General features: G+C 70.8%; 15 protein-coding genes. 9 read left to right on the top strand and 6 right to left on the bottom strand.

The annotated features are described in order from the left end of the window. Nucleotides 1–21: 21 nt before the first annotated feature. Nucleotides 22–1,740, top strand: coding sequence for an MFS transporter (locus P0M04_RS25045; protein WP_259452238.1), 1,719 nt, complete (start codon nucleotides 22–24; stop codon nucleotides 1,738–1,740). A 7-nt stretch (nucleotides 1,741–1,747) separates the two neighbouring features. Here the strand turns inward: P0M04_RS25045 and P0M04_RS33010 are convergent, their stop codons facing one another. The 4 genes from P0M04_RS33010 to paoA are packed head-to-tail and all read right to left on the bottom strand — an operon-like array spanning nucleotide 1,748 to nucleotide 8,695. Further along, entirely contained in the window at nucleotides 1,748–4,837 is a 3,090-nt protein-coding gene (locus P0M04_RS33010; protein ID WP_281042098.1) for a PAS domain-containing protein, read from the bottom strand. Between the two features lie 33 nt (nucleotides 4,838–4,870). Beyond that, nucleotides 4,871–7,075, bottom strand: a complete 2,205-nt coding sequence (gene paoC, locus P0M04_RS25035; protein ID WP_259452235.1) for an aldehyde oxidoreductase molybdenum-binding subunit PaoC — start codon at nucleotides 7,073–7,075, stop codon at nucleotides 4,871–4,873. Nucleotides 7,076–7,085: 10 nt separating this feature from the next. Further along, on the bottom strand, nucleotides 7,086–8,039 hold the full coding sequence (locus tag P0M04_RS25030) for an FAD binding domain-containing protein (RefSeq protein ID WP_259452234.1): 954 nt from the start codon (nucleotides 8,037–8,039) through the stop codon (nucleotides 7,086–7,088). After that, nucleotides 8,036–8,695, bottom strand: coding sequence for an aldehyde dehydrogenase iron-sulfur subunit PaoA (paoA, locus tag P0M04_RS25025; RefSeq protein WP_259452233.1), 660 nt, complete (start codon nucleotides 8,693–8,695; stop codon nucleotides 8,036–8,038). Before paoA ends, P0M04_RS25030 begins: the two co-directional genes overlap by 4 nt. Nucleotides 8,696–8,935: 240 nt before the next feature. Between paoA and P0M04_RS25020 the strand changes: the two genes are divergently transcribed. The 6 genes from P0M04_RS25020 to P0M04_RS24995 all read left to right on the top strand — a co-directional run bounded on the left by P0M04_RS25020 (nucleotide 8,936) and on the right by P0M04_RS24995 (nucleotide 15,674). Beyond that, the gene (locus P0M04_RS25020) at nucleotides 8,936–9,331 is read left to right on the top strand and encodes a hypothetical protein (protein ID WP_259452232.1); all 396 of its coding nucleotides are present in this window, start codon (nucleotides 8,936–8,938) and stop codon (nucleotides 9,329–9,331) included. Beyond that, entirely contained in the window at nucleotides 9,315–10,112 is a 798-nt protein-coding gene (locus tag P0M04_RS25015) for a DUF2145 domain-containing protein (RefSeq protein ID WP_259452231.1), read from the top strand. The genes P0M04_RS25020 and P0M04_RS25015 overlap by 17 nt, the downstream gene beginning before the upstream one ends. 79 nt (nucleotides 10,113–10,191) lie before the next feature. After that, nucleotides 10,192–12,381 carry an NHL domain-containing protein gene (locus tag P0M04_RS25010; RefSeq protein WP_259452230.1) on the top strand — a complete coding sequence of 730 codons (2,190 nt, stop codon included), beginning with the start codon at nucleotides 10,192–10,194 and terminating at the stop codon, nucleotides 12,379–12,381. Between the two features lie 16 nt (nucleotides 12,382–12,397). Continuing rightward, complete coding sequence (locus P0M04_RS25005) at nucleotides 12,398–12,652, top strand: hypothetical protein (RefSeq protein WP_259452229.1); 255 nt, start codon at nucleotides 12,398–12,400, stop codon at nucleotides 12,650–12,652. Then, on the top strand, nucleotides 12,649–13,677 hold the full coding sequence (locus P0M04_RS25000; RefSeq protein WP_259452228.1) for a HupE/UreJ family protein: 1,029 nt from the start codon (nucleotides 12,649–12,651) through the stop codon (nucleotides 13,675–13,677). Before P0M04_RS25005 ends, P0M04_RS25000 begins: the two co-directional genes overlap by 4 nt. Before the next feature lie 38 nt (nucleotides 13,678–13,715). Beyond that, entirely contained in the window at nucleotides 13,716–15,674 is a 1,959-nt protein-coding gene (locus tag P0M04_RS24995; RefSeq protein ID WP_259452227.1) for a CocE/NonD family hydrolase, read from the top strand. On the opposite strand, the gene P0M04_RS24990 is transcribed toward P0M04_RS24995, so the two are convergent. Beyond that, nucleotides 15,639–17,594 (bottom strand): diguanylate cyclase, encoded by a 1,956-nt coding sequence (locus P0M04_RS24990; RefSeq protein ID WP_259452226.1) that lies wholly within the window; start codon nucleotides 17,592–17,594, stop codon nucleotides 15,639–15,641. The genes P0M04_RS24995 and P0M04_RS24990 overlap by 36 nt on opposite strands. Further along, on the bottom strand, nucleotides 17,591–19,945 hold the full coding sequence (locus P0M04_RS24985; RefSeq protein WP_259452225.1) for an EAL domain-containing protein: 2,355 nt from the start codon (nucleotides 19,943–19,945) through the stop codon (nucleotides 17,591–17,593). The genes P0M04_RS24990 and P0M04_RS24985 overlap by 4 nt, the downstream gene beginning before the upstream one ends. On the opposite strand from P0M04_RS24985, the gene P0M04_RS24980 reads away from it, so the two are divergent. Together P0M04_RS24980 and P0M04_RS24975 are read left to right on the top strand one after the other, a co-directional pair. Continuing rightward, the gene (locus P0M04_RS24980; RefSeq protein ID WP_259452224.1) at nucleotides 19,944–20,123 is read left to right on the top strand and encodes a hypothetical protein; all 180 of its coding nucleotides are present in this window, start codon (nucleotides 19,944–19,946) and stop codon (nucleotides 20,121–20,123) included. The two genes, P0M04_RS24985 and P0M04_RS24980, sit on opposite strands and share 2 nt — an antisense overlap. A 104-nt stretch (nucleotides 20,124–20,227) precedes the next feature. After that, nucleotides 20,228–21,940 (top strand): diguanylate cyclase, encoded by a 1,713-nt coding sequence (locus P0M04_RS24975; protein WP_259452223.1) that lies wholly within the window; start codon nucleotides 20,228–20,230, stop codon nucleotides 21,938–21,940. Nucleotides 21,941–21,971: the final 31 nt, after the last annotated feature.

The raw sequence follows: 21,971 nt of genomic DNA, 5'->3' as shown, positions 1-21,971 counted from the left end.
AAAGCACACCAAGGAGACGACATGACAGCAGCTTTTACGCGATCCCCCGCCTGGTCCACCCGCTACCTCCTGTTCATCGCCGGCATGGGCGGGCTGTTGTACGGCATCGACGTCGGCATCATCGCGGGCGCGCTGCCTTACCTGGAGTCGACGGCCGCACTGGCGTGGAAGCTCAACGCCCAGCAGCTCTCGTTCGTCGTGGCGGCCGTGCTGCTCGGCTCCGTGCTGTCGTCGTTGTTCGCCGGTCTCCTCGCCGACGTCATCGGACGCCGCCCCGCGATGGTCGTCGCGGGCGCGCTGTTCGTCGCCAGCATCCCCTTGATCGCCCTCGCGGACGGCTATGTCCCGTTGCTGTGCGGCCGCCTGCTGCAGGGCGTGAGCGGAGGCCTCATCGGCGTGATCGTGCCGCTATACCTTGCCGAATGCCTGCCGGCCGACCGGCGCGGGCGCGGCGCCGCACTGTTCCAGTTGCTGCTCACCGTGGGCCTCGTCGCGGCGGCGCTGATCGGGCTCGTGCAGGCGCGCAGCGTGCAGATCGCGACGGATGCCGCGGCGGCGGTCCCGGAAGCGGCCCGCGCCGCCGCCGTGCTGGCCGCCAAGGACCACGCGTGGCGCGGCATCTTCTGGATGTGTCTCACGCCGGGGATCGTGTTCACACTGGGCTGCCTGCTGCTGGCCGAATCGCCCCGCTGGCTCGCGCAGCGCGGCCAGCGCGAGGCCATACCGACGCGCACGGCGCGGGCCACGGACCCGCTGCTGTCGCGCCGCTACGTGCTGCCGTTCCTCCTGGCCTGCCTGATCCTCGCCTGCAACCAGGCGACCGGCATCAATTCCGTGCTGGCCTATGTCGTCAACATCCTGAACCGCGCCGGCCTGTCCGGCGCCAGCGCCAACCTGGCGGACGTGCTGCTGAAAGTGCTGAACGCCCTGATGACCATCGTCGCCGTGCTGCTCGTCGACCGCAAGGGCCGCCGCTTCCTGCTGATGGTGGGCACGGCGGGGATCGTCGTCGCGCTGCTGGCCGTCGGCCTGCTGTTCCGCGCCAACGAGACGCAACAGCGCGACGTGAGCGCGAAGGTGACGGCGCAGGCGCGCGGCGACGGCCTGTCGCTGCGCCTCGACGCACCGACCTTGCGCGCGCTGGGCGCCGACCCGGCCGGCCCGCCGCAGGTACTGACGGTCGCCTACGCCTATGGCCCGTTCACGAACGTGGCGAGCATCCGCAGCGACGATCCCGCGCTGCCGCGCCTGGACGCGCGGCGTGCCGACACCGTGCAGCCGGACAGCGTGATCGGCGCCGCGTTCCGCCGCCTGCATGCGAATCCGTTCCCCGATCCGGCCGCGGCGGCCACCGCGCCGCTCGCCATCGAGACGGCGCGCCTCGGCCCGCTGCCGACGGCCGGCCACGGTTGGCTCGTCGCCGTGGCGATCTGCCTGTTCGTCGCCAGCTTCGCCGTCGGGCCGGGTGTGTGCGTGTGGCTCGCGTTGTCCGAGCTGATGCCGACGCGGATCCGCTCGAACGGCATGAGTATCGCGCTGCTGATCAACCAGTTCGTGTCGACGTCGATCGCAGCCGTGTTCCTGCCGACCGTCGGCCGCCACGGCTATTCCACGATCTTCTTCTTCGGCGCCGCGTGCACGGTCGTGTATTTCCTCGCATCGGCCTTCCTGCTGCCGGAGACGCGCGGCAAGACGCTGGAAGAGATCGACGCGTTTTTCGCGCGGCCGGCCGCGAAGTGAACGCCGCCTACAGGTGCGCGAGGATGTTCACGAGCCGTCCGAACGGATCGCGCACGAAGAAACGCCGCACGCCCCACGGCTCGTCCGCCGGACCGTACGTCGGCGTGTGACCGCCCGCGATCACGCGGCGCAGCGCCTCGTCGACGTCGTCCACTTCGATCGACAGGTCGGGCACGGGCGTGCCCGAGCCGCCCTCCGTCGCGAAGCCCAGTTGCGGCGTGTTGTCGCCCTGGCCGGCCAGCATGAGGAACCAGCCATGGTCCATGACGACGTCCATGTCGAGAATGCCGCCATAGAAGGCGCGCGCGGCGTCGTAATCAGGCGCATGAATGTTGGCGACGATGCGTTTCACTTGCATGGGTGTCCCCCGTTCAGGCTTGTCCGCGCCGGGCCGCCACGCCGTCCAGCACGTCGAGGATGTCCGCCGCCATGACCGGCTTGACGAAATGGCGGTCGAAACCGGCCGCCAGCGCCCGCTCGCGGTCGTGCGCCTGGCCGTAGCCGCTGACGGCGACCAGCGGCACGTCCGCCATGCCAGGCAACGCACGCAGGCGGCGCGCCAGCTCGTGGCCGTCGAATTCGGGCAGGCCGATGTCGAGCACGCACACGTCCGGCCGCCGCTCGGCCGCATAGGCCAGCGCCTTGCCGGGCTGTGCCACACCGTGGCGCGGTGGCCCACGGCTTCGATGTACATGGCGAGGATCTGCGCCGCGTCCACGTTGTCGTCCACGATCAGGACCTCCAGCGCCTCGGCCGCCGCGGCGGCACCCGTCGCCACCGGCTCGGCGTACGCGTCGTCATTGTCGCTGGCGAGGCGCGGCAGCACGACGGTGAAACGGCTGCCCCGGCCCGGCCCGTCGCTGTGCGCCGACACGGTCCCGTCGTGCAACTCCACGAGGCTCTTCACGAGCGCGAGGCCGATCCCGAGGCCGCCCTGCGACCGGTCCGCGCTGCGCTCGGCCTGCGAGAACAGGTCGAACGCGCGCGCCGCCAGGTCGGGCGCCATGCCGATGCCGTTGTCGCACACGTCGACGGCCACGTTGCCGCCGTCGCGCCGCACGTGCACGTCGATGCGTCCGCCCTCCGGCGTGTACTTGGCCGCGTTGCCGAGGATATTCGCGAAGACCTGCACGAGGCGCTTGCGGTCGCCTTCCACCTGCGCGTCGTCGGACGGCAGGTGCAGTTCCAGGTGGTGCGCCTTCGCCTTGACCTGCGGCCTCACCTGCTCCACGGCCTCCGAGATGACGCCGGCCAGCGGCACGGGCGCCCGCTCCAGCGTGATCAGGCCGCGCGTAACGCGCGACACGTCGAGCAGGTCGTCGATCAGCCCCGTCATGTGGCGCGCCTGGCGGCCGATGATCGTCGTCACCTGGCGCACCCGGTCCTCGTCCAGCCGGCCGACCTTGAGGAAGTCGGCGGCCGCCGTGATCGGCGCGAGCGGGTTGCGCAGCTCGTGCGCCAGCATCGCAAGGAACTCGTCCTTGCGACGGTCGGCTTCACGCAGCGCGCGCTGCGCTTCCTGGATCGGCGTCACGTCGACCATCACGGCCACGCCCTCGGTGGCCGGATGGTCCATCGTGATGGAGCCCATCTGCACGCTCACCCGGCTGCCGTCCTTGCGGAAGTATTCCTTGACGAGGTTTTCCATCCGTCCCGTCGTGCGCAGCTCGACCATTGCGCGGGCCGTCGCGTCGGCCCATTCCGGCGGCGTCAGCGTGCGCGAATCGAGGCCGTCGCGCTCGAATTCCACGCGCGTGTAGCCCAGCATGTCGAGGAACGCCTGGTTGGCGTCGATGATCGAGCCATCCATGCGGTAGCGCACGACGCCCACGACGTTCGATTCGGCCAGGCGCGCGAACCGCATCTCGCTCGCGCGCAGCGCTTCCTCGGCGCGCTTCTGCCCGCTGATGTCGAGCACGACGCCCGGCAGCCATGCGGCCCGGCCGGCAGCGTCGCGCGTCACCTTGCCGCGCGCGAGCACGTCGCGCCACGTGCCGTCCGCGCGCCGCACGCGGTAGGTGCATTCGAAGCCGTCGCCCGTCGCGATGGCATCGTCGATGCAGCGCCGGGTGTATGCGACATCGTCCGGGTGCACGGCCGCGAGATAGGCGGACAGCGGACCGCCGGCCGCCGTCGCCTCGTCCACGCCCCAGATCCCGGCGAGGTTGCGGTCGGCGTACACGCGGTCGTGTACGAGGTCGTAGGTCCAGGTGCCGATGTCGGCGGCCACCAGCGCGGCCGACAGGCGCATGCGCGCGTCCTGCAGGGCTTCCTCGTTGCGCTTCTGCTGGTGGATGTCCGTGCACGTGCCCATCCAGCGCACGATGCCTCCCTGCGCGTCGCGCACGGGCTGCGCGCGGCCCAGCACCCAGCGGTATTCGCCGCTGCGGTGGCGCAGCCGGTATTCGATCTCGTACGTCGTGCCCGTTTCCAGCGAATGGCGCCAAGCCGCCCACGCCCGCTCGCGGTCGGCCTCGTGGAACATGGCGTTCCAGCGCTCGCCATCCGTCTCGCCCTCGCGCATGCCGGTGAACTCGTACCAGCGCTGGTTGTAGAAGTCGTGGTAGCCGTCCGGCAGCGTGGACCACACCATGTGCGGCATCGCATCGGCGATCGCGCGGAATTCCGCATCGATGGGACGCAGCGCGCCGGTGCCGGACACGATGCACGTGAAGCCGCGTACCGTGCCGTCCAGGTCGCGCAGCGGCGAGAATGCCAGTTCCAGCCACGCCGGCGCATCGCCGCCGTCGCCGAGCGGGCATGCGGGCCGGCCGACGCGGAACGATTCGCCCGCCAGCGCACGCGCGACGTGCGGCTGCAGTTCGCCCCAGGCCTCCTCCCACTCGGCGAGGCTGCCGCCCAGCAGGGCCGGATGACGGGTGCCCACCAGCGGCACGGCGCCATCGTTGTACAGCAGGCCCGGCGCGTCGCCCCAGCCGAGGAATGCGGGCACCGGGGCATCGAGGACGAACCGGGCCGCGTAGGCGAGCGCGGGCTCCCACGTCGCCGGCGCGCCGAGGGGGGATGCCGACCAGTCCCGCTCGCGCAGGATCCGCTCGACGGCGGGTGCGGGCAAGCCGCCGGCAGAATCGTTCATGGTGTCCCGGTCAAAGACCCCATTCTAACGGGCTCAGGCATATTGGGGCATCCCGGGCAGCAGCTTGTCGAGCGTGACCGGGTAGTCGCGCACGCGTACGCCGGTCGCGTTGTAGATGGCATTGGCCACCGCCGCCGCCACGCCGCAAATGCCCAGCTCACCGACGCCCTTCGCCTTCATCGGTGACGAGATGGGATCGGTCTCGTCGAGGAAGATCACCTCCTGGTGCGGAATGTCGGCGTGCACCGGCACCTCGTAGCCGGCAAGGTCGTGGTTGACGAAGAAGCCGACGCGCTTGTCGACGACGAGGTCTTCCATCAGCGCGGCCCCCACGCCCATCGTCATCGCGCCGATCACCTGGCTGCGCGCGGATTTCGGATTCAGGATGCGCCCGGCCGCGCACACGGCCAGCATCCGCCGCACGCGCACTTCCGCCGTGGCCGCGTCGACCGCCACTTCGACGAAATGGGCGCCGAACGTCGATTGCTGGTATTTCTTGTCGAGGTCACCGTATTCCATCGTGTCCTCGCCGATGACGTCGGCGTCGCGCGACGCCTGTTCCAACGGCAGCGCCTTGCCGCCGGCGCGCACCATGCCGCCGCTGAAATCGGCCTGCGCCGGGTCGAGGCCCAGCTTCTTCGCCACGTTCTCGCGCAGCTTGACGCACGCCGCGTACACGCCGGCCGTCGAGCTGTTGCCGCCCCACTGGCCGCCGGAACCGGCCGACACCGGATACGCGGAGTCGCCCAGGCGCACCGTCACGCGCGACAGCGGCACGCCGAGCATCTCGGCCGCCGTCTGGCCGATGATCGTGTACGTGCCGGTGCCGATGTCCGTCATGTCCGTTTCGACGGTGACGGTGCCGTCCCGCTCCAGGCGCACGCGCGCGGCGGACTTCATCACGAGGTTGTTGCGGAACGCGGATGCCACGCCATAGCCCACGAGCCAGCGCCCGTCGCGAACCTGGCCCGGCTTCGGATTACGCCTGTTCCAGCCGAAGCGCTCCGCGCCGATGCGCAGCGTGTCCACGAAGCGCCGCTGCGAGAACTTGCGGCCGGGCTTTTCCGGGTCGACCGTCGTGTCGTTCACGATGCGCAGCATCACCGGGTCCATCTTCAGTTTTTCCGCCAGCTCATCCATCGCGATTTCCAGCGCCATCATGCCCGGCGCCTCGCCCGGCGCGCGCATTGCATTGCCTTCCGCGAGGTCGAGGACGGCGAGACGCATCTGCGTGAAGCGGTTCGGTCCCGCGTACAGCAACCGCGTCTGGTTCACCGCGGTTTCCGGCCCGCCGTCCGGCAAATCGCCCGACCAGCTCTCGTGCGCGATGGCCGTGATGCGCCCTTCGCGCGTGGCGCCGATGCGGATGTGCTGGATCGTCGCCGGCCGGTGCGTCGTGTTGTTCATCATGAGCGCCCGCTGCAACGTCACCTTCACGGGCCGGCCGACGGCTTTCGCGCCCAGCGCGGCCAGCAGCGCTTCCGACCGCAGGAACAGCTTGCCGCCGAAGCCGCCGCCGATGTAGGGCGACACGAGGCGCACGTTTTCCTCGGGAATACCGAGCGTCCGCGCCATGTCCTTCTTGCCCCAGTTGATCATCTGGTTCGCCGTGTACAGGGTCAGCGTGTCGCCCTGCCACACAGCCGTCGACGCGTGCGGCTCCATCATCGCGTGCGTCTGGTCCGGGGTTTTGTAGGTCGCGTCCAGCTTCACGGGCGCGGACGCGAAGGCAGACTCGAAATTGCCCACCTTCGTCGTCGATTTCGCCTTGTCCTTGCTGGCCGGGCCCGCTGCGTTCATCGCCGCTTCCAGGTCGTAGACGCCGGTGATGGGCGCGTACTCGACGTGCAGCAGCGCCGCGGCGGCGCGCGCCTGTTCGAACGTCTCCGCGACGATGAGCGCGACGGCCTGGTGGTAGTGCTCGATCTCCGGTCCGCCCAGCAGGTGCGCCGTGTTGTACTTGCCCTTCGCGAGCTTGCCCGCGTTTTCGTGCGTGATCACGGCGAGTACGCCTGGTGCCGCACGCGCCGGGCGCGTGTCGATGCGCTTGATGGTGCCCTTGGCGATGCCGGCGCCGACGACCCAGCCGCAGGCGGCATTCGGCGCCACCTTGTGCTGTTCGTACGCGTACGGCGCCGTGCCCGTCGTCTTGAACGGGCCGTCGATGCGGTCGGTCGGCTTGCCGACGACCTGCAGGCGGTCGATGGGATTGGTGGTGGCGGGGGTCGTGAATTTCATGGCTGCCTCCTCATGCCTTGCGTGCATCCGCCAGCACGGATGCCAGCGTGCGCTGGACCAGCGGGATCTTGAACGCATTGTCGTTCGTGACGCGCACGCCGGCCAGCAACTGGTCGGTCACGGCCTGCGCGCCGCGCGGCATGGCGGATTCCGCGGCCGGCACGCGCCACGGCCGGTGCGCGACGCCGCCCAGCGCCACGCGCCCGCTGCCGTCCGGCTGGACGACCGCCGCCACGGAAACCAGCGCGAACGCATACGACGACCGGTCGCGCACCTTGTGGTAATAGTGCCTGCCGCCCAGCGGTTTCGGCAAGGTGACCGCCGTGATCAACTCGCCCGGCGCGAGCGTGTTCTCGATATGCGGCGTGCCGCCCGGCAGGCGGTAAAAATCCGCGATGGGGATCGTGCGCGCCGAACCGTCCGGGCGCACCGTCTCCACGCCCACGTCCAGCAGCTGCATCGCCACCGCCATGTCGCTCGGGTGCGTCGCGATGCACGCTTCGCTGTGGCCCACGATCGCCAGCTGGCGCGTAAAACCGCCGATGGCGGAACAGCCGCTGCCCGGCTTGCGCTTGTTGCAGGCCATGTTCGTGTCGTAGAAGTACGGACAGCGGGTCCGCTGCAACAGGTTGCCCGCCGTCGTCGCCTTGTTGCGCAGCTGGGCCGACGCGCCCGCGAGCAGGGCGCGCGACAGTACGGCGTAATCGCGCCGCACGCGCGGGTCGGCCGCGAGGTCCGTGTTGCGCACGAGGGCGCCCACGCGCAGCCCGCCGTCCTGCGTCGGCTCGATCCTGTCGAGACCCAGCCCGTTGACGTCGACGAGGTGCGGCGGCGTCTCGATCTCGAGCTTCATGAGGTCCAGCAGGTTCGTGCCGCCGGCGATGAAGCGGGCGCCCGGATGCTGCGCGGCGGCGGCCGCCGCTTCCGCCGGCGTGCGGGCGCGCTGGTAGGTGAACGCCTTCATGCCGGCCTCCCCGCGAATTCCGTGATCGCATCGATGATGTTCGAGTACGCGCCGCAGCGGCAGATGTTGCCGCTCATGCGCTCGCGCAGCTCGTCCGGCGACAGCAGGGGTTTCGCTGTCAGGTCCGCGCTGACGTGGCTCGGGATGCCGCGCCCGATCTCGTCCAGCGCCGCGACGGCCGAGCAGATCTGGCCCGGCGTGCAGTAGCCGCACTGGTAGCCGTCGTGCTTCACGAACGCGGCCTGCAGCGGATGCAGCTTGTCCGGCGTGCCGAGGCCTTCGATGGTCGTCACCTCCGCGCCTTCGTGCATCACCGCGAGGCTGAGGCAGGAATTGATGCGGCGGCCGTCCACGATGACCGTGCACGCGCCGCACTGGCCCTGGTCGCAGCCCTTCTTGGTGCCCGTCAGGCGCAGGTGCTCGCGCAGCATGTCGAGCAAGGTGGTGCGCGTGTCGAGATCCAGTTCGTAGCGCTGGCCGTTTACGCGCAGCGCGACCTTGGCCGTCACCGGCGCCGGCGTGGCGGCGGCGGGCGCCTGGCCGGTTTCCGGTCCCTGGGCGGATGCCATGGGCGGCAACGCCGCGGCCGTGGCGGAGAGCGCGCCGCCGATCAGCAGGTCGCGCCTCGTCTGGTTGATGTCGCTCGAGTCGATCATGGGTACGCTCCCTCCTGTGCACGGCGTTATCGTCAGATTGCGCATATTAAATCCGTTTTGCCGGGCACCCTTGCACGATACGCGTACCCGCACGTAAATTCGGCAGTTTCCAACCGGATGCCCCGGTCAGGTAGCGGATTTCGCTACCGTACGGTGCGATCCGTGCGCCTCGCCCGACGCGGCCTTGGCCCCGCCCGGCCCCACGGGCATGATGGCGCCACATTCGATCACGGAGGAACCATGAAACGCCTGTTGCTTGCAACCCTGTTTGGCCTGACATGTGCCGGTGCCCATGCCGCGGATGCCTCGACCCCGTCGCAGGCCGCCAGCGAACTCGTGGGCAGTGTCGCCCTCGGCTCGATTGCCGTCGTGGGCGTAACGGGCAGCGCGGTGGTGGAAAGTGTCGCGGCAGTCGGCGACGGCATCGAGGTCGTGCTGGAAGGCGCGGGCCAGGCGAGCCGCGCGACGGTCCGGCTGTCCGGCGCGGCGGCGCGCGGCCTGTCGATCGGCACGGGCACCGTGCTGCAGGTGGTTGCCATGTCTGCCGGCCACGCGCTGGTACTGTCGGGCAAGGTGATCGCGTTCATCCCGAACGAAGTCGGCCAGGCGTTGCTGCACCATGCGCGCGCATCGTAACCGCCTGGCCCGGCTGGCCTGCGCATTGATCTTCGCGGCGGCTTTGCCGGCGCACGCGGGCCAGGTCTGCCGCGACGAGCCATTGCGTGTCGACGAAGTGCGCCGGTCGCTGGACCTCGCCCAGCGCACGTTCGCCGCCCTCGACGCGAGCGGGGCCAGCGTGGCGATCATCGCCCGCGCGGGCCAGGACCTCAGCAAATACGGCCTGGAGTACTCGCACATGGGGATCGTCGTGCGCGACCATGCGGCCGGGCGCTGGACCGTCGTGCACGAACTGAATACCTGCGGGACGGCGGATTCGGACCTGTTCGTAGAAGGCGTCGGCAACTTCTTCCTGACGGACCTGTACCGCTACCGGGCCCAGGTCCTGATCCCCGGCCCGGACGTGCAGGCACGCGCGGCCGCCCTGGTGGCGGGCCGCACGGCGCGGCGCCTGCACGAGCCGCACTACAACATGCTGTCCTACGTGTACTCGACGCGCTACCAGAACTCCAACCAGTGGGTGCTGGAGACGCTCGCCGCCGCCAGCGCGCCGCCAGGTGCCGTCGAGACGCGCGCCGAGGCGCAATCGTGGCTGAAGGGCCAGGGCTATCGCGTGCCGACGGTCGAGATCCCGGCCGTGACGCGCCTCGGCGCCCGCATGTTCCGCGCCAACGTCGCGTTCGACGACCATCCGTTCGACCGCCGCATGGCCGGGCAGATCGACACCGTCTCCACGGACGCCATCGTGAATTTCGTGCGCGAACGCGATCCGCAGGCACGCGTACTCGTCGTGGAGTAAAGACGGGCGTGTGACAATCTTTGAATTTTGCGACACATTCCGGCTGCTATCCTTGCCGTTCCGAGCCCAAGGAGCCGAGATGTCCCCGCAAAACCGCTTGCACCGCGCCGTCGTGCTGTCCCTCGCCATCGTCCTCGCGTCCTGCGGCGGCGGCGGAGGCGGAGGCGGCAACGGCGCACCCGCCCCCGTCCAGGCGACCCCCGCGCCGCCCGCTGCAGTGGGCCCGGCCATCACGTCCCAGCCGGTGTCGCAATCGGTCGTCGCCGGCCAGGCCGCAACCTTCTCCGTCGCGGCGGACGGCACGGCCACCGGCTACCAGTGGCAGCGCGACGGCAAGGACATCCCCGGCGCGACCGGCCTCACTTACACGCTGGCCAACCCGCAGGCAGGCGACAGCGGCAGCAGGTTCACGGCCGTGGCCACCGGTACGCGCGGCAGCACCGCCAGTACGGCGGCGACGCTCACCGTCTCGGTACCGAAAGGACTCGCACTCGTCGCGGGCAACCCCGGCGGCGTGGGCAACCTGGACGGCACGGACGCCCGGCTGGCCCTGCCCGGCCTGCTCGCCATGCAGCCATCCGGGGCGCTCTTCCTCGTCGACGACATGGACGGTTTCGCGTTCACGCCGGGCATACGCGCCATCGACCTCGCGACGGGGGCGGTTACCACGCTGGCGCGCGACCCGGCGCTGCACGACGCCCGCGCCATCGCCGTCGACGCGGCCGGCAACCTCTACGACGCACCGTGGGCGACCGGGCCCGCGACGGCCATCTACCGGACGCCGCCCGGCGGCAAGCGCACGCTGTTCGCCGGCGCGGCCGGCGCGACGGGCAGCGTGGACGGTGCCGCCACGGCCGCACGCTTCACCGAGATCAGCGGCCTCACGGTGGACGCCGCCGGCAACCTGTACGTGAACGACGGCGGCAAGACCGTCCGCAAAGTGGCGCAGGACGGCACCGTCACGACCCTCGCGGGCGGTGCCCAGCCCGCGTTCCGGCAGATCGCCGCACTGGCCGCCGACCGCGACGGCAACCTGACGCTGATCGACGACGGCGCGCTGCGCACGGTGTCCACGGCCGGCACCGTCGCGACCCGCACGCTCGTCGCGGTGGACGGCGGCTCGTCGAACCTCGGCGGGTCGGGTGTCACCGTCGACGGCGCGGGCAACGCCTACGTGCTCGACCACACGTATCCACCCCGGGTCCGCAAGATCGCCCCGGACGGCACGGTGACGACGGTGGCCACCCTGCCGGCCAGCGGCTCGAGCGGGACCCATTACACCAACCTCGTGGCCGACGCCGCCGGCAACCTGTACGTGGGCGACGATGCGAGCCAGGTCATCCGCCGCATCAGCGCGGGCACCGTTGCCCCGTTTGCAGGCCGCGGCGCCTCCGTGGCGAATGTCGACGGCACCGGTGCCGCGGCACAGTTCTCGCTGGCCGGCGTGCTCGGGCCCGATCCGCGCTACGAGCTGGCCACGGATGCGCAGGGCAACGTCTACGTGGGCGAAGGGGCCGTCGTGCGCAAGGTGACCCCGGCCGGCGTCGCGACCACGCTCAACCTGCCGCCCGGCGGCCGCACGCTCGGCTATTACGTGAGCAGCGTGGCGGTCGACGGCAGCATGCTGGCGGTGTCGAACGGCGTCGTCGCGCGCATCGATGCGGCCGGCGTCTCCCATTTCATCGCGGGCCAGGCCGGCGTGGCGGGCATCGCGGATGGCGTCGGCGCCAAGGCCACTTTCACGAGCCCGTCGGGACTGTTCGAGGATGTCCAGGGCAACATCTGGCTGACGGACACGGTGCCCGGACCGATGACCGACGTCGGCGTCAAGACCTATCGCCGCAAGATCGCGCCGGACGGTACCGTCACCACGCTGCCCGCCGACACGCCGATACCTTCCGTCACTCTGTACCGGGGCAAGGACGGCACGCAATGGGGTGTCGATACGAGCTTCAACGTCGTCCGGACCGATCCCAATGGCACCCGTACCGTCGTCCGCCAGGCGCGCGACGTGGCCGACCGCGTGACCGGGCTGACGGTCGACGGCAGCGGCAACCTGTACCTGGCCATGCAGGAAGGCAGCACGTTGTACTCCGTGCGCAAGATTACGCCGGCCGGCACCGAGACCGTCATCGCGGGCAAGCCGGGCGCTGTGGGCGTACGCGCCGGCACCCCGGGCAGCCTCGGTCCGGTCGACGCGATCGCGGTCGCCCCCGACGGCACGGTCTACGTGATGAGCGAGAACGCGCTGGTGCGCATCCTTCAATAAGCGGGCCGGCGCCTCTTTGCAAAGATTTACACAAACCGTCAGCACCTTGACGGCCAGCGCGTCCATACTCCGGCGCAGGAACCGACACGACACCATGCACCTGCCCGCCCTGCCCTACAAACAGCTCGCCGCCAGCCTCGCGCTGGCCGTGCCCATGCTGCTCGCGTCCCGCAGCGGCGCGAACGTCGTCCCGGTGCGGGCGCCGCTCGTGCGCGTCGCCACCGCGCCGGTGGTCCACCCTCCCGCGCCCAGGGCCGCGCACACGCCATGAGCATCCTGCTGCGCCTCGTCCTCGCCTGGCTCGCGCTGGCCTGGTCCGGCAGCGCCGCGGCGGCCGATTCGGAAGTGCTGCTCGAATTCCGCGAGGATGCCGTCCTGGCCGAACTGCGCCTGCCGCTGCGCGACCTGGCGGCCGCGTTCGGACGGCCGCTGCCCGCATCGCCGCTGCCGGTACGGGGCCGCCTGCATGCGGAACTCGCACGCTATCTCGGCGCCCACATCGTCCCCGTCACCGACGACGGCCGCCGCTGGTGGGTGGAACTCGCGGACATGCGCGTCGCCGTCGATGCCGAGCCGCGGATCCTCGTCGCGCACGCGCTCCTGGTGCCGCCCGCCGGCGCCAGCGCGCGCCGCTTCGTGCTCGACTACGACGCCATCGCGCGCGAACTTCCCGGCCATGCGACCCGCCTGGCCGTCCGCAGCGACTGGCACGGGGGCGTCCTCGCCAGCGGCCCCGCCACCATCGCGCTACTGGATGCGCCGCGCGGCCGGGTCGCCGTCGACCGCGCGGACGGCGGCGCGTGGCGCGGCTGGCTGGCCGCCTGCAGGCTGGGCCTGCGCCACGCGGCGGACGCGGGACGCTACCTGCTGCTCCTGCTCGTGCTGGCCCTGCCGGCGGCCATGCGCTCGCCGGTCCTGCTCGCCCGCATCGGCGCCGCGTTCGCACTGGGGCAGACGCTCGCGCTGCTGGCGGGCGCGCCCGGCTGGTTCCGGGTGCCCGCCGGCACCCTCGATGCCCTCGCGGCCGGCGCCCTCGTACTGGCGGCGGCGCACGCGGTGCGTCCGCTGTTCGGAGGCCGCGAGACGTGGTACGCCACCGGGTGCGGCCTGCTGTACGGCCTCGCCGCCGCCGGCACCGTCGGCGCGCTGGACCTCGACGGCTGGCAGCTGGCCGCCGCGATCCTCGCGTTCGCGGCCGGTTGCGCGCTGGGGCAGGCGGCCATGCTGGGCGGCGTGCTGTACGTGGCCGTGGCCGCGGGAACGTACATGCGCAGCCCCCTGATCAGGAGACGATGACGATATACTTGCGGTTTTACCAACCTGCCAAGGAAGTCATGACCCGTCGCTCCCTGCCCGCACGCCTGCCCCTGCTTACCCTGCTGGTGGCCCTCGCGTGCTCCGCCCTGCCCCCGGCCGCCGTCCACGCGGCCGACGACGCCAAGCCCGCCCCGCGCGACCTGCGCGAGACGTACACGAAGTACGAATACCGCATCCCGATGCGCGACGGGACGAAGCTGTTCACCGTCGTCTACGTGCCGAAGGATGCGTCGAAGTCGTACCCGTTCCTCGTCAACCGCACGCCGTACAGCGCGGGCGTGCAGGCCGACGGCGAGCTGCATTACGGCGAGGACTGGTTCCCGAAGCAGATCGGGCCGTCGAAGGAATTCGAGGATGCGGGCTACATCTTCGTCAAGCAGGACGTGCGCGGCCGCTACATGTCCGAGGGTAAGTGGCAGGAGATGACGCCGCACGTGAACCCGCAGCGGGCCGCTGGCGAAGGCCAGGAAAGCCAGGACATGTACGACACGATGGAATGGCTGCTGAAGCACGTCCCGAACAACAACGGCAAGGCCGGCATCTGGGGCATCAGCTATCCGGGCTTCTACACGTCCGCGAGCATCATCGATTCGCACCCCGCAATCAAGGCCGCGTCGCCGCAGGCGCCCGTGACGGACCTGTACATGGGCGACGACTCGTACCACGGCGGCGCCTTCATGCTGGCCGCGAACTTTGGCTTCTACGCGTCGTTCACCGAGCAGCAGAACCCGACGCCGCTGCCCAAGACGTGGGCCGACTTCGACTACGGCGCTGCCGACTCGTACGACTTCTTCCTCAAGCACCGCACCCTGGCGAACATCCTGGGTACGCTCACGGACAGGCAGCGCGCCCTGCTCGCGCCGACGATCGAGCATGACACCTATGACAGCTTCTGGCAGACGCGCGCCATCGCGCCGCACCTGAAGAACGTGAAGGCGGCCGTGCTGACGGTCGGCGGCTGGTTCGACGCCGAGGATCCGCAAGGCCCGTTCACGACCTACCACGCGATCAGGAAGAACAACCCCGGCATCTTCAACGGCCTCGTGATGGGCCCGTGGGTGCACGGCGGGTGGGCGCGCTACGACGGCAAGCAGCTGGGCCGCGTCTCGTTCGACAGCAAGACGGGAGAATACTTCCGCCAGCACATCCAGTTCCCGTTCTTCGAACAGCAGCTCAAGGGCGTCAAGCCCGCGCAGCCCATCGCGGAAGTGACGGCGTTCGAGACCGGCTCCAACGTATGGCGCCGCTACACGGCCTGGCCGCCCGTGCAGGCGAAGGCACGCACGCTGTACTTCGGCGCGAACGGCACGCTGAGCTGGCAGCAGCCCGCGGCCGGCAGCGGCTACGACGAATACGTGTCCGACCCGAACAAGCCGGTGCCGTACATCGGCTACCCGGCCACGTCGGTGCCGCAGGAATACATGGTGTCGGACCAGCGCTTCGCGTCCACGCGTCCGGACGTCCTCGTGTACCAGAGCGAGGTGCTGGAGGAAGACGTCACCGTCGCCGGGCCCGTCACGCCGAAGCTGTTCGTGTCGACCACCGGCACGGATTCGGACTGGGTCGTGAAGCTGATCGACGTCTATCCGGCCGAGTATCCGAACGGCGAGCAGCCGGCGCGCGGCAACGACGTGGCGCCGCCGCGCGGCACGATGGCCGGCTACCAGCAGCTCGTGCGCGGCAATCCGCTGCGCGGCAAGTTCCGCAACGGGTTCGAGCATCCGGAAGCCTTCGTGCCCGGCAAGGTCGAGGCGATCAGCTACCACCTGGGCGACGTCAACCACACGTTCCGCCGCGGCCACCGCATCATGGTGCAGGTGCAGAGTTCCTGGTTCCCCCTCGTCGACCTGAACCCGCAGACGTTCGTCACGATCCCGAAGGCGAAGCCGGAAGACTTCAAGGCGGCCACGCAGCGCGTGTACCACGCGGCGCAGACGCCGTCAGGCCTGCAGCTGCTCGTCCTGCCGGCGCACTGATTCCGGCGCCAGCCGGCGGCTGGCCGTCACCGCGCCGGTGGCATCGGCGACGTCGAGCCAGGCGCAGCGGCGGCCATCCTGCTTGCCGCGATACAGGGCCGCATCGGCCAGCGCCAGCGCGTGCTGCCAGTCGATGGCGTCGTCGCCGCCGGCAGGCAGCGAAAGCGCGCCGGCCGTGATCGTCACGGCCAGCCGCTGGCCGTCCGCCGTCGTCACGGGCGTATCCGCCACCGCGGCCAGCAGCGTGCGCACGAGGTCCGCGTGGCCGGCGGCGCCGCCGCCGTCCGCGTGCACGAGGAATTCCTCGCCGCCCCAGCGCAGCACGGTGCTCCTCCCGTCCACCGCCGCGCGCAGCCGGCGCGCTACTTCCACGAGCACCTCGTCGCCGGCCGCATGGCCCAGGCGGTCGTTGATGGTCTTGAAGTGGTCGATGTCGAGCAGGATGAAGCAGCGGCCCGGCCCCGGCGTGCGGGCCACCATCGCGTCGCGGAACGAGCGGCGGTTCAGCAGCCCCGTGAGCGCGTCGTGCGTGGAGTGGAACGCCAGTTCCTCATTCAACTCGCGCAGGCGGGCACTCGTGCGCACGGAGCGGCGGTACAGCCGCCAGACAAAGCCGCACAGCACGAGCGCGAGGCCGGCACCGGCCGTGGCGATCAGCTGCCACACGCGGCGCTTGCGGATCTGCGCATCCTTCATCGCATTCTCGCGCCGCAGGCTCTCGATCTGGATGGCGCGGCGTTGGGCCTCGAACTGCTCGTGCAGCACCCTCGCCGTGTTCTCGTGTTCCGCCGCGGCCAGCTTCGCGGCCACCTGGTGGTGTTCCTGCAGCGCCTGCAACGCCTGGCGCACCTGCCCGGCCTTTTCCAGCATCCGGCTCTTCTCGATCAGCATGTTCGCCAGGTCCGGCTGGGATCCGTCCGCGCGCTCTTCCGCCACCACGCGGTCGACGTAGACGAGACCATCGGCCACGTGGCCCTGCCCGGCCAGCGCGAAGCCGAGGTTCGCCTCGGCGATGCGGCGCGTGGCCGGATCGCCCGCGCGCAAGGCGAGCGGCAGAGCCGCGCGCGCCGCACGTTCGGCCTCCACGTAGTTGCCGTCCTCCAGCCAGCTGTCGGCAATGTTGCCGAGCGCATTCGCCTCCAACAAGGTCAGGCCGTTCGCGTGCGCGATCTGCAGGCCCTTGTAGTACGCGACGCGGCCCCGGTCCGGATGGCCCTGCATGACGTGGGCGATGCCTTCGATGACGAACCGCCGCACGGCGGACGACGGCGGCAGCGCGCCGCCATCGGGCCCGATCGCGGCCAGCGTGGACAGCACCTTGTCCGCCGCGCGCGTGTACACGTACACCTTGGCGATGGCCAGGCGCAGGCCGTTCACCGTCGGGTCGAGGAGGTCGGGATGCTGGCGCGCGATCTCTTGCGCCTTCAGGTAATGACTGTGGGCGAAATCGAACTGGCCCAGTTTCACGTAGGCGTCGCCGTAGGCCTGCTGCAGCGCGGCCGTGAATGCCGGGTCGCGCAGGTCGGCGTTGCGGATGTCGATGTCGTTCACGGCGGCGAGCATGCCCGTCTTGCCGTGCCCCGCCGCCGCGTCGGCGCGCGCCAGTTGCCCGAGCGCCTTGTTCAGCGCGTCGTGCTCCGCCTGCGCCATCCGCACGATCCGCTCGGCGGCCTCGCCTGCCGCGGCGGTGTCGCCGCGGTCCGCATATGCGCGTCGCAGCAGGTGCAGGTAGGCGATCCGTTCGGGGTAAGCGGCCGCCATCTGCGCGTTCTGCGCGGCCAGCAGGGCGGGCAGCGCGCCGGCGTCGGCGCTGCGCACGAGGCCATCCAGCCGCGCCAGCTGGCCCGGTTCCGCGGCCGCATGCGCGCCCGGGGCGCCCAGGCCGAGGGCCAGCAGCGCCGCCAGTGCGCGCCGCTTCATGCTTCCTCCGGCGCGCCGAACTCGAAACGCGCTTCCAGCGGGCAGTCCGCCGCGGCGACAGGCCGGCCGAAATGGTAGCCCTGCATCTCGAAGCAGCCATCCGCCATCAGCAGGCGCGCCTGCGCCGGCTGCTCGATGCCTTCGGCGATGACGTCCAGGCCCAGGCAGCGCACGGCCGTCACGATCGCGCGCACGATGGCGCGCGATTCCGTGCTCTGTTCGAGGTCGGAGACGAACGCTCGGTCGATCTTGACCTTGTCGATCGGCAGGCGCTTCAGGTAGGCCAGACTGGAATAGCCGGTGCCGAAGTCGTCGATGCTGAGGACCACGCCGGCCGCCTTCAACTCCTTCATGATCGTGATGCTGCGTCCCACGTCGTGCATCGACGTGGATTCCGTCAGTTCCAGTTCAAGCGCGCCGTGCGGCACGCCGTGGCGGGCCAGCGTGTCCACGACGCGCGCCGCCACCTCGTCGTCGAGGAACTGGCGCGCCGACAGGTTCACGGCCACCGTCAGGCCCGCATGGCCGGCATCGCGCCAGGCACGCAGCTGGGCGCAGGCCTGGTCCAGCACCCACTGGCCGATCGGGATGATCAAGCCGCTTTCCTCGGCCACGGGGATGAATTCGGATGGCGCGACCATGCCGTACACGGGATGCTGCCAGCGCAGCAGCGCCTCCACCCCGACGACGCGGCCGCTGCGCAGGTCCACCTTCGGCTGGTACGCGAGCGCCAGTTCGTCGCGCGCGAGCGCGCCGCGCAGGTCGTGCTCGAGGGCGCGTGCACTCGTGCGCCGCTGCGCGGGCTCGTACGCGCGCGCAAGCCCGTGGCCCTGCGATTTGGCATGGCGCAGCGCGGCGTGCGCACGGACCAGCAGCGTCTCCGCGTCGTTACCGTCACGCCCGAAATGGCAGTGTCCCATCGTCACGCTGCCGTGGATCACGCGGCCGGCCACCTGCACGGGGCGGTTCAGCGCACGGTGCAGGGCCTGCGCCCGTTCGGCGCAATCGTGCGTGTCCGACTGGAGCCACAGCAGGAACGTGCTGCCGCCGATGCGGGCCGCCACGTCGCCGGGGCCGGCGCGGTGGCGCAGCCGGCGCGCGATCGCCACCAGCACGGCGTCGCCGCTCGCATGGCCGTGTTCTTCGTTGACGGCCGCCAGGTTGTCGACGTCGACGACGGCCAGCAGCGCGCAGGTGTCGGCGTGCGCGCGCAACGCATGGCGCGCGATCGCGTCTTCCACGACGAGGCGGTTCGGCATCCCGGTCAGCGGGTCGCGCAGGAATTGCTGGCGCAGCCGCGCGCCCGTGCCGCCCTCCAGCAGCGGCCGCCCGCCCCAGTTGTTCAGGCTCTGCACGGCGTCCAGCGTCGCCGTGCGCAGTTCGATCAGGTCCTCGACCATGCGCGCGAGCTGCTTCAGCACCAACAGGTCCTGCGGCCCGAGCGTCCGCGGCACGTAATCGACGGCGCAAAGCGACCCGATGCGCCGCCCGCCGCTGCGCAGCGGCACCCCGGCGTAAAAGCGCACGAACGGCGCACCGGTGACGTGCGGATTGTCCGCGAAGCGCGGGTCGCGCGCCGCGTCCTCCACCACGAACGGCTCGTCGTCCAGCACGGTCCAGGCGCAGAACGCGACGGTGCGCGGCGTCTCGCGCCCCTCGATGCCGCAGCGCGCCTTGAACCACTGGCGGTCGCTGTCGACGAGGGAGACGAGGCTGACGGGCACGTTCAGCGTGGTGCAGACGATGCGCACGATGCGGTCGAACAGTTCGTCCGGCTCGCTGTCGAGCAGCTGCGTCGCGCGCAAGGCTTCCACGCGCGCCGTCTCGTCGGGCGGCAGCGGCGCGCCGTCCGCGGGGCCCCGCGCCGGCGCCGCGGGCGGCTCGAACAGCACGGCCGTGTTGCCGCCGCGCCCGCGCGCGTCCCGCAACGCCGTTTCCGCACGCGTCACCAGCGTCGCGCCATCCAGGTTGCCGTCGTCCAGTGCGATGCCGACGCTCGCACTGCATGGCGCGGCCGCCGCCAGCATCTTGCCGGCCAGCGCGCGCGTATCGGCGGCGGGATCGGCCAGGTGCGTGAGCAGCACGGCGAATGCGTCGTCGGCAACCCGTGCCACCACGTCGGTGCGACGCACGCGGGCGCTCAGGCGCGCCGCGAACGCGGGCAGCGCGCCCGGGGCGACGGTGCCGTCCAGGCCCACGAACAGCAGGGCGACGCCGCCGCCGGTGCGCGCGGCCGTCGCCAGCGCGCTGTCGAGGCGGCTCATGAATTCGTCGCGGTTCGGCAGGCCGGTGGCCGCGTCGTGCGTGGCCGCGTGATGCATGGCGGCGGAGTTCGGATAGGGAGAGTTCATGATCGATGTGGCGCCGGTGCGGCGGCGCGCCGTTGGCTGGCGGGGATCGGGCCAGGAAATCGTCTGCGGGGCTAGGCAGTCCCACTATAGCATCGACGTCGGCGCACGATTTACTGAAGGCAACTTATTTTCACAATCTGTCGGCGAATCCAACACATTATTGACATCCTGGCAGTGAAGCGCGCTGCCATTTGTTCAATAACCATCAGTTTCGTCATATATCGCTTGAATGCCGGCGTTTCCTTGAGGCAAAATGACGATGCCGCCGCCAAAGGAAACGCCATGCTCGTCACCGACAACCCTCCCGCCGAACACGCGCCCGCCATGGGCGACCCGGGGCTGCGCTGGCTCGCGGCCGTGATCCTCGTGATCGTGGCCTGCCTGGCCGCCCTGCCGTTCGTCAGCAGCCGTGAGGCCGATTCCACGATGACGGCGTTGAAAGACGTGGCGGACAAGTCGCGCGCCTACGACCGCCTGCTCGGCCTGCTGAAAGATGCCGAAACGGGCCAGCGCGGCTATATCATCACGGGCGACGCGGCGTTCCTCGCCCCGTACGACAACGCCACGCTCGAGTTTCCGGACGCCCTGCGCGCGCTCGTCGCGCTGGCGGAAACCGCCGCCGAACGGGCGGCGCTGGGCGAGATCGAACGCCTGTCGCGCCTGAAACTCGACGAGCTGGCGGACACCGTCGCCCTGCGCCGCGAGCGCGGCCCGGATGCCGCCGCCGCCGTGGTCCGCGACCGCCGCGGCAAGATCTACATGGACCGCCTGCGTGTCCTGGTCGGGGAACAGATCGATACGCTGGAACGGCGCCGGCACGCGCTGCGCGACCGCCTGCGCACGACGCTCGGCTACAACACGGTGCTCGGCATCGCGGCCAGCGTCGCCAGCGCCCTCGTCATCGGCATCGCGCTGTACGTGGCCACGCGCACCTTGCGCGAACGCGCCCAGGGTGCCGCGCAGGCGCACCAGCTGGCCGAAGCCCAGGCCGAGCAGGCGCGCCAGAGCCAGGCGCGCAGCCAGCGCCTGGCGGACACCGCGCAGATGCTGCAGGCGATGGACAGCCTGACGGGCGCCGAGGAGCTGCGCGAGGTGCTGCCGGCCTTCCTGCCCAGGCTGCTGCCCGGCAGCGCCGGCGCCGTCTACCTGTACCGCAATTCGCGCGACTTCCTGCAGCGGGCCGCCACGTGGGGCGGCGACGGAGGCCACCCGGACCTCGTCGGCGCCGACCAGTGCTGGGGGCTGCGCTTCGGCCGCGTGCACGCCGCGGGGAGCGGCGACGGCATGCATTGCGCGCACTGCGCCGCCACGCCGCCGCCGGAGAACCGCACGAACCTGTGCGTACCGATGATCTCGCAGGGCGAGGTCCTGGGCCTGCTCGTCGCGAGCGTGCCGGCCGGCCCGGACGCGGCGATGGACCAGGCTGCGGCTACCGCGATCAGCGAACAGCTCGCGCTCGGCACCAGCAACATCAACCTGCGCGAAGTGCTGCGCCGCCAGTCGACCACGGACGAGCTCACGGGTCTGTACAACCGCCGCTGGTTCGACGAGACGCTGCGGCGCGAACTGTTCCGCGCCGAACGCAAGCGCGCGGCGCTGGCTGTCGTGATGATCGACCTGGACCGCTTCAAGCACATGAACGACACGTACGGCCACGAAGCGGGCGACCTCGTACTGCGCGCCGTCGGCCAGTGCCTGCGCGACGGCGTGCGCCGCAGCGACGTCGCCTGCCGCTACGGCGGCGAAGAACTCGTGCTCGTGCTGCCCGAATGCGACGGCGCCGCCGCGGTCCGCTGCGCCGAGACGATCCGCACCGCCATCGAAGCCCTCTCGCTGCGGCAGGGCGATGTCCTGCTGCCGGCGGTGACCGCATCGTTCGGCGTGGCGGTCTGGCCGGCCCACGGCGACGATGCGGCCACGCTTCTGCAGTCGGCCGACCGCGCGTTGTACGCCGCCAAGCACGGCGGCCGCAACCGGGTTTGCATGGCCGCGTGACCCCGTGCTAGGCTTGCCTTTTCGTTACCGC

This window comes from Telluria mixta (genome assembly GCF_029223865.1).
Classification (GTDB): domain Bacteria; phylum Pseudomonadota; class Gammaproteobacteria; order Burkholderiales; family Burkholderiaceae_D; genus Telluria; species Telluria mixta.
Note: the sequence above shows the minus strand (reverse complement) of the source record. Positions and strands in the feature narration are given on the sequence as shown.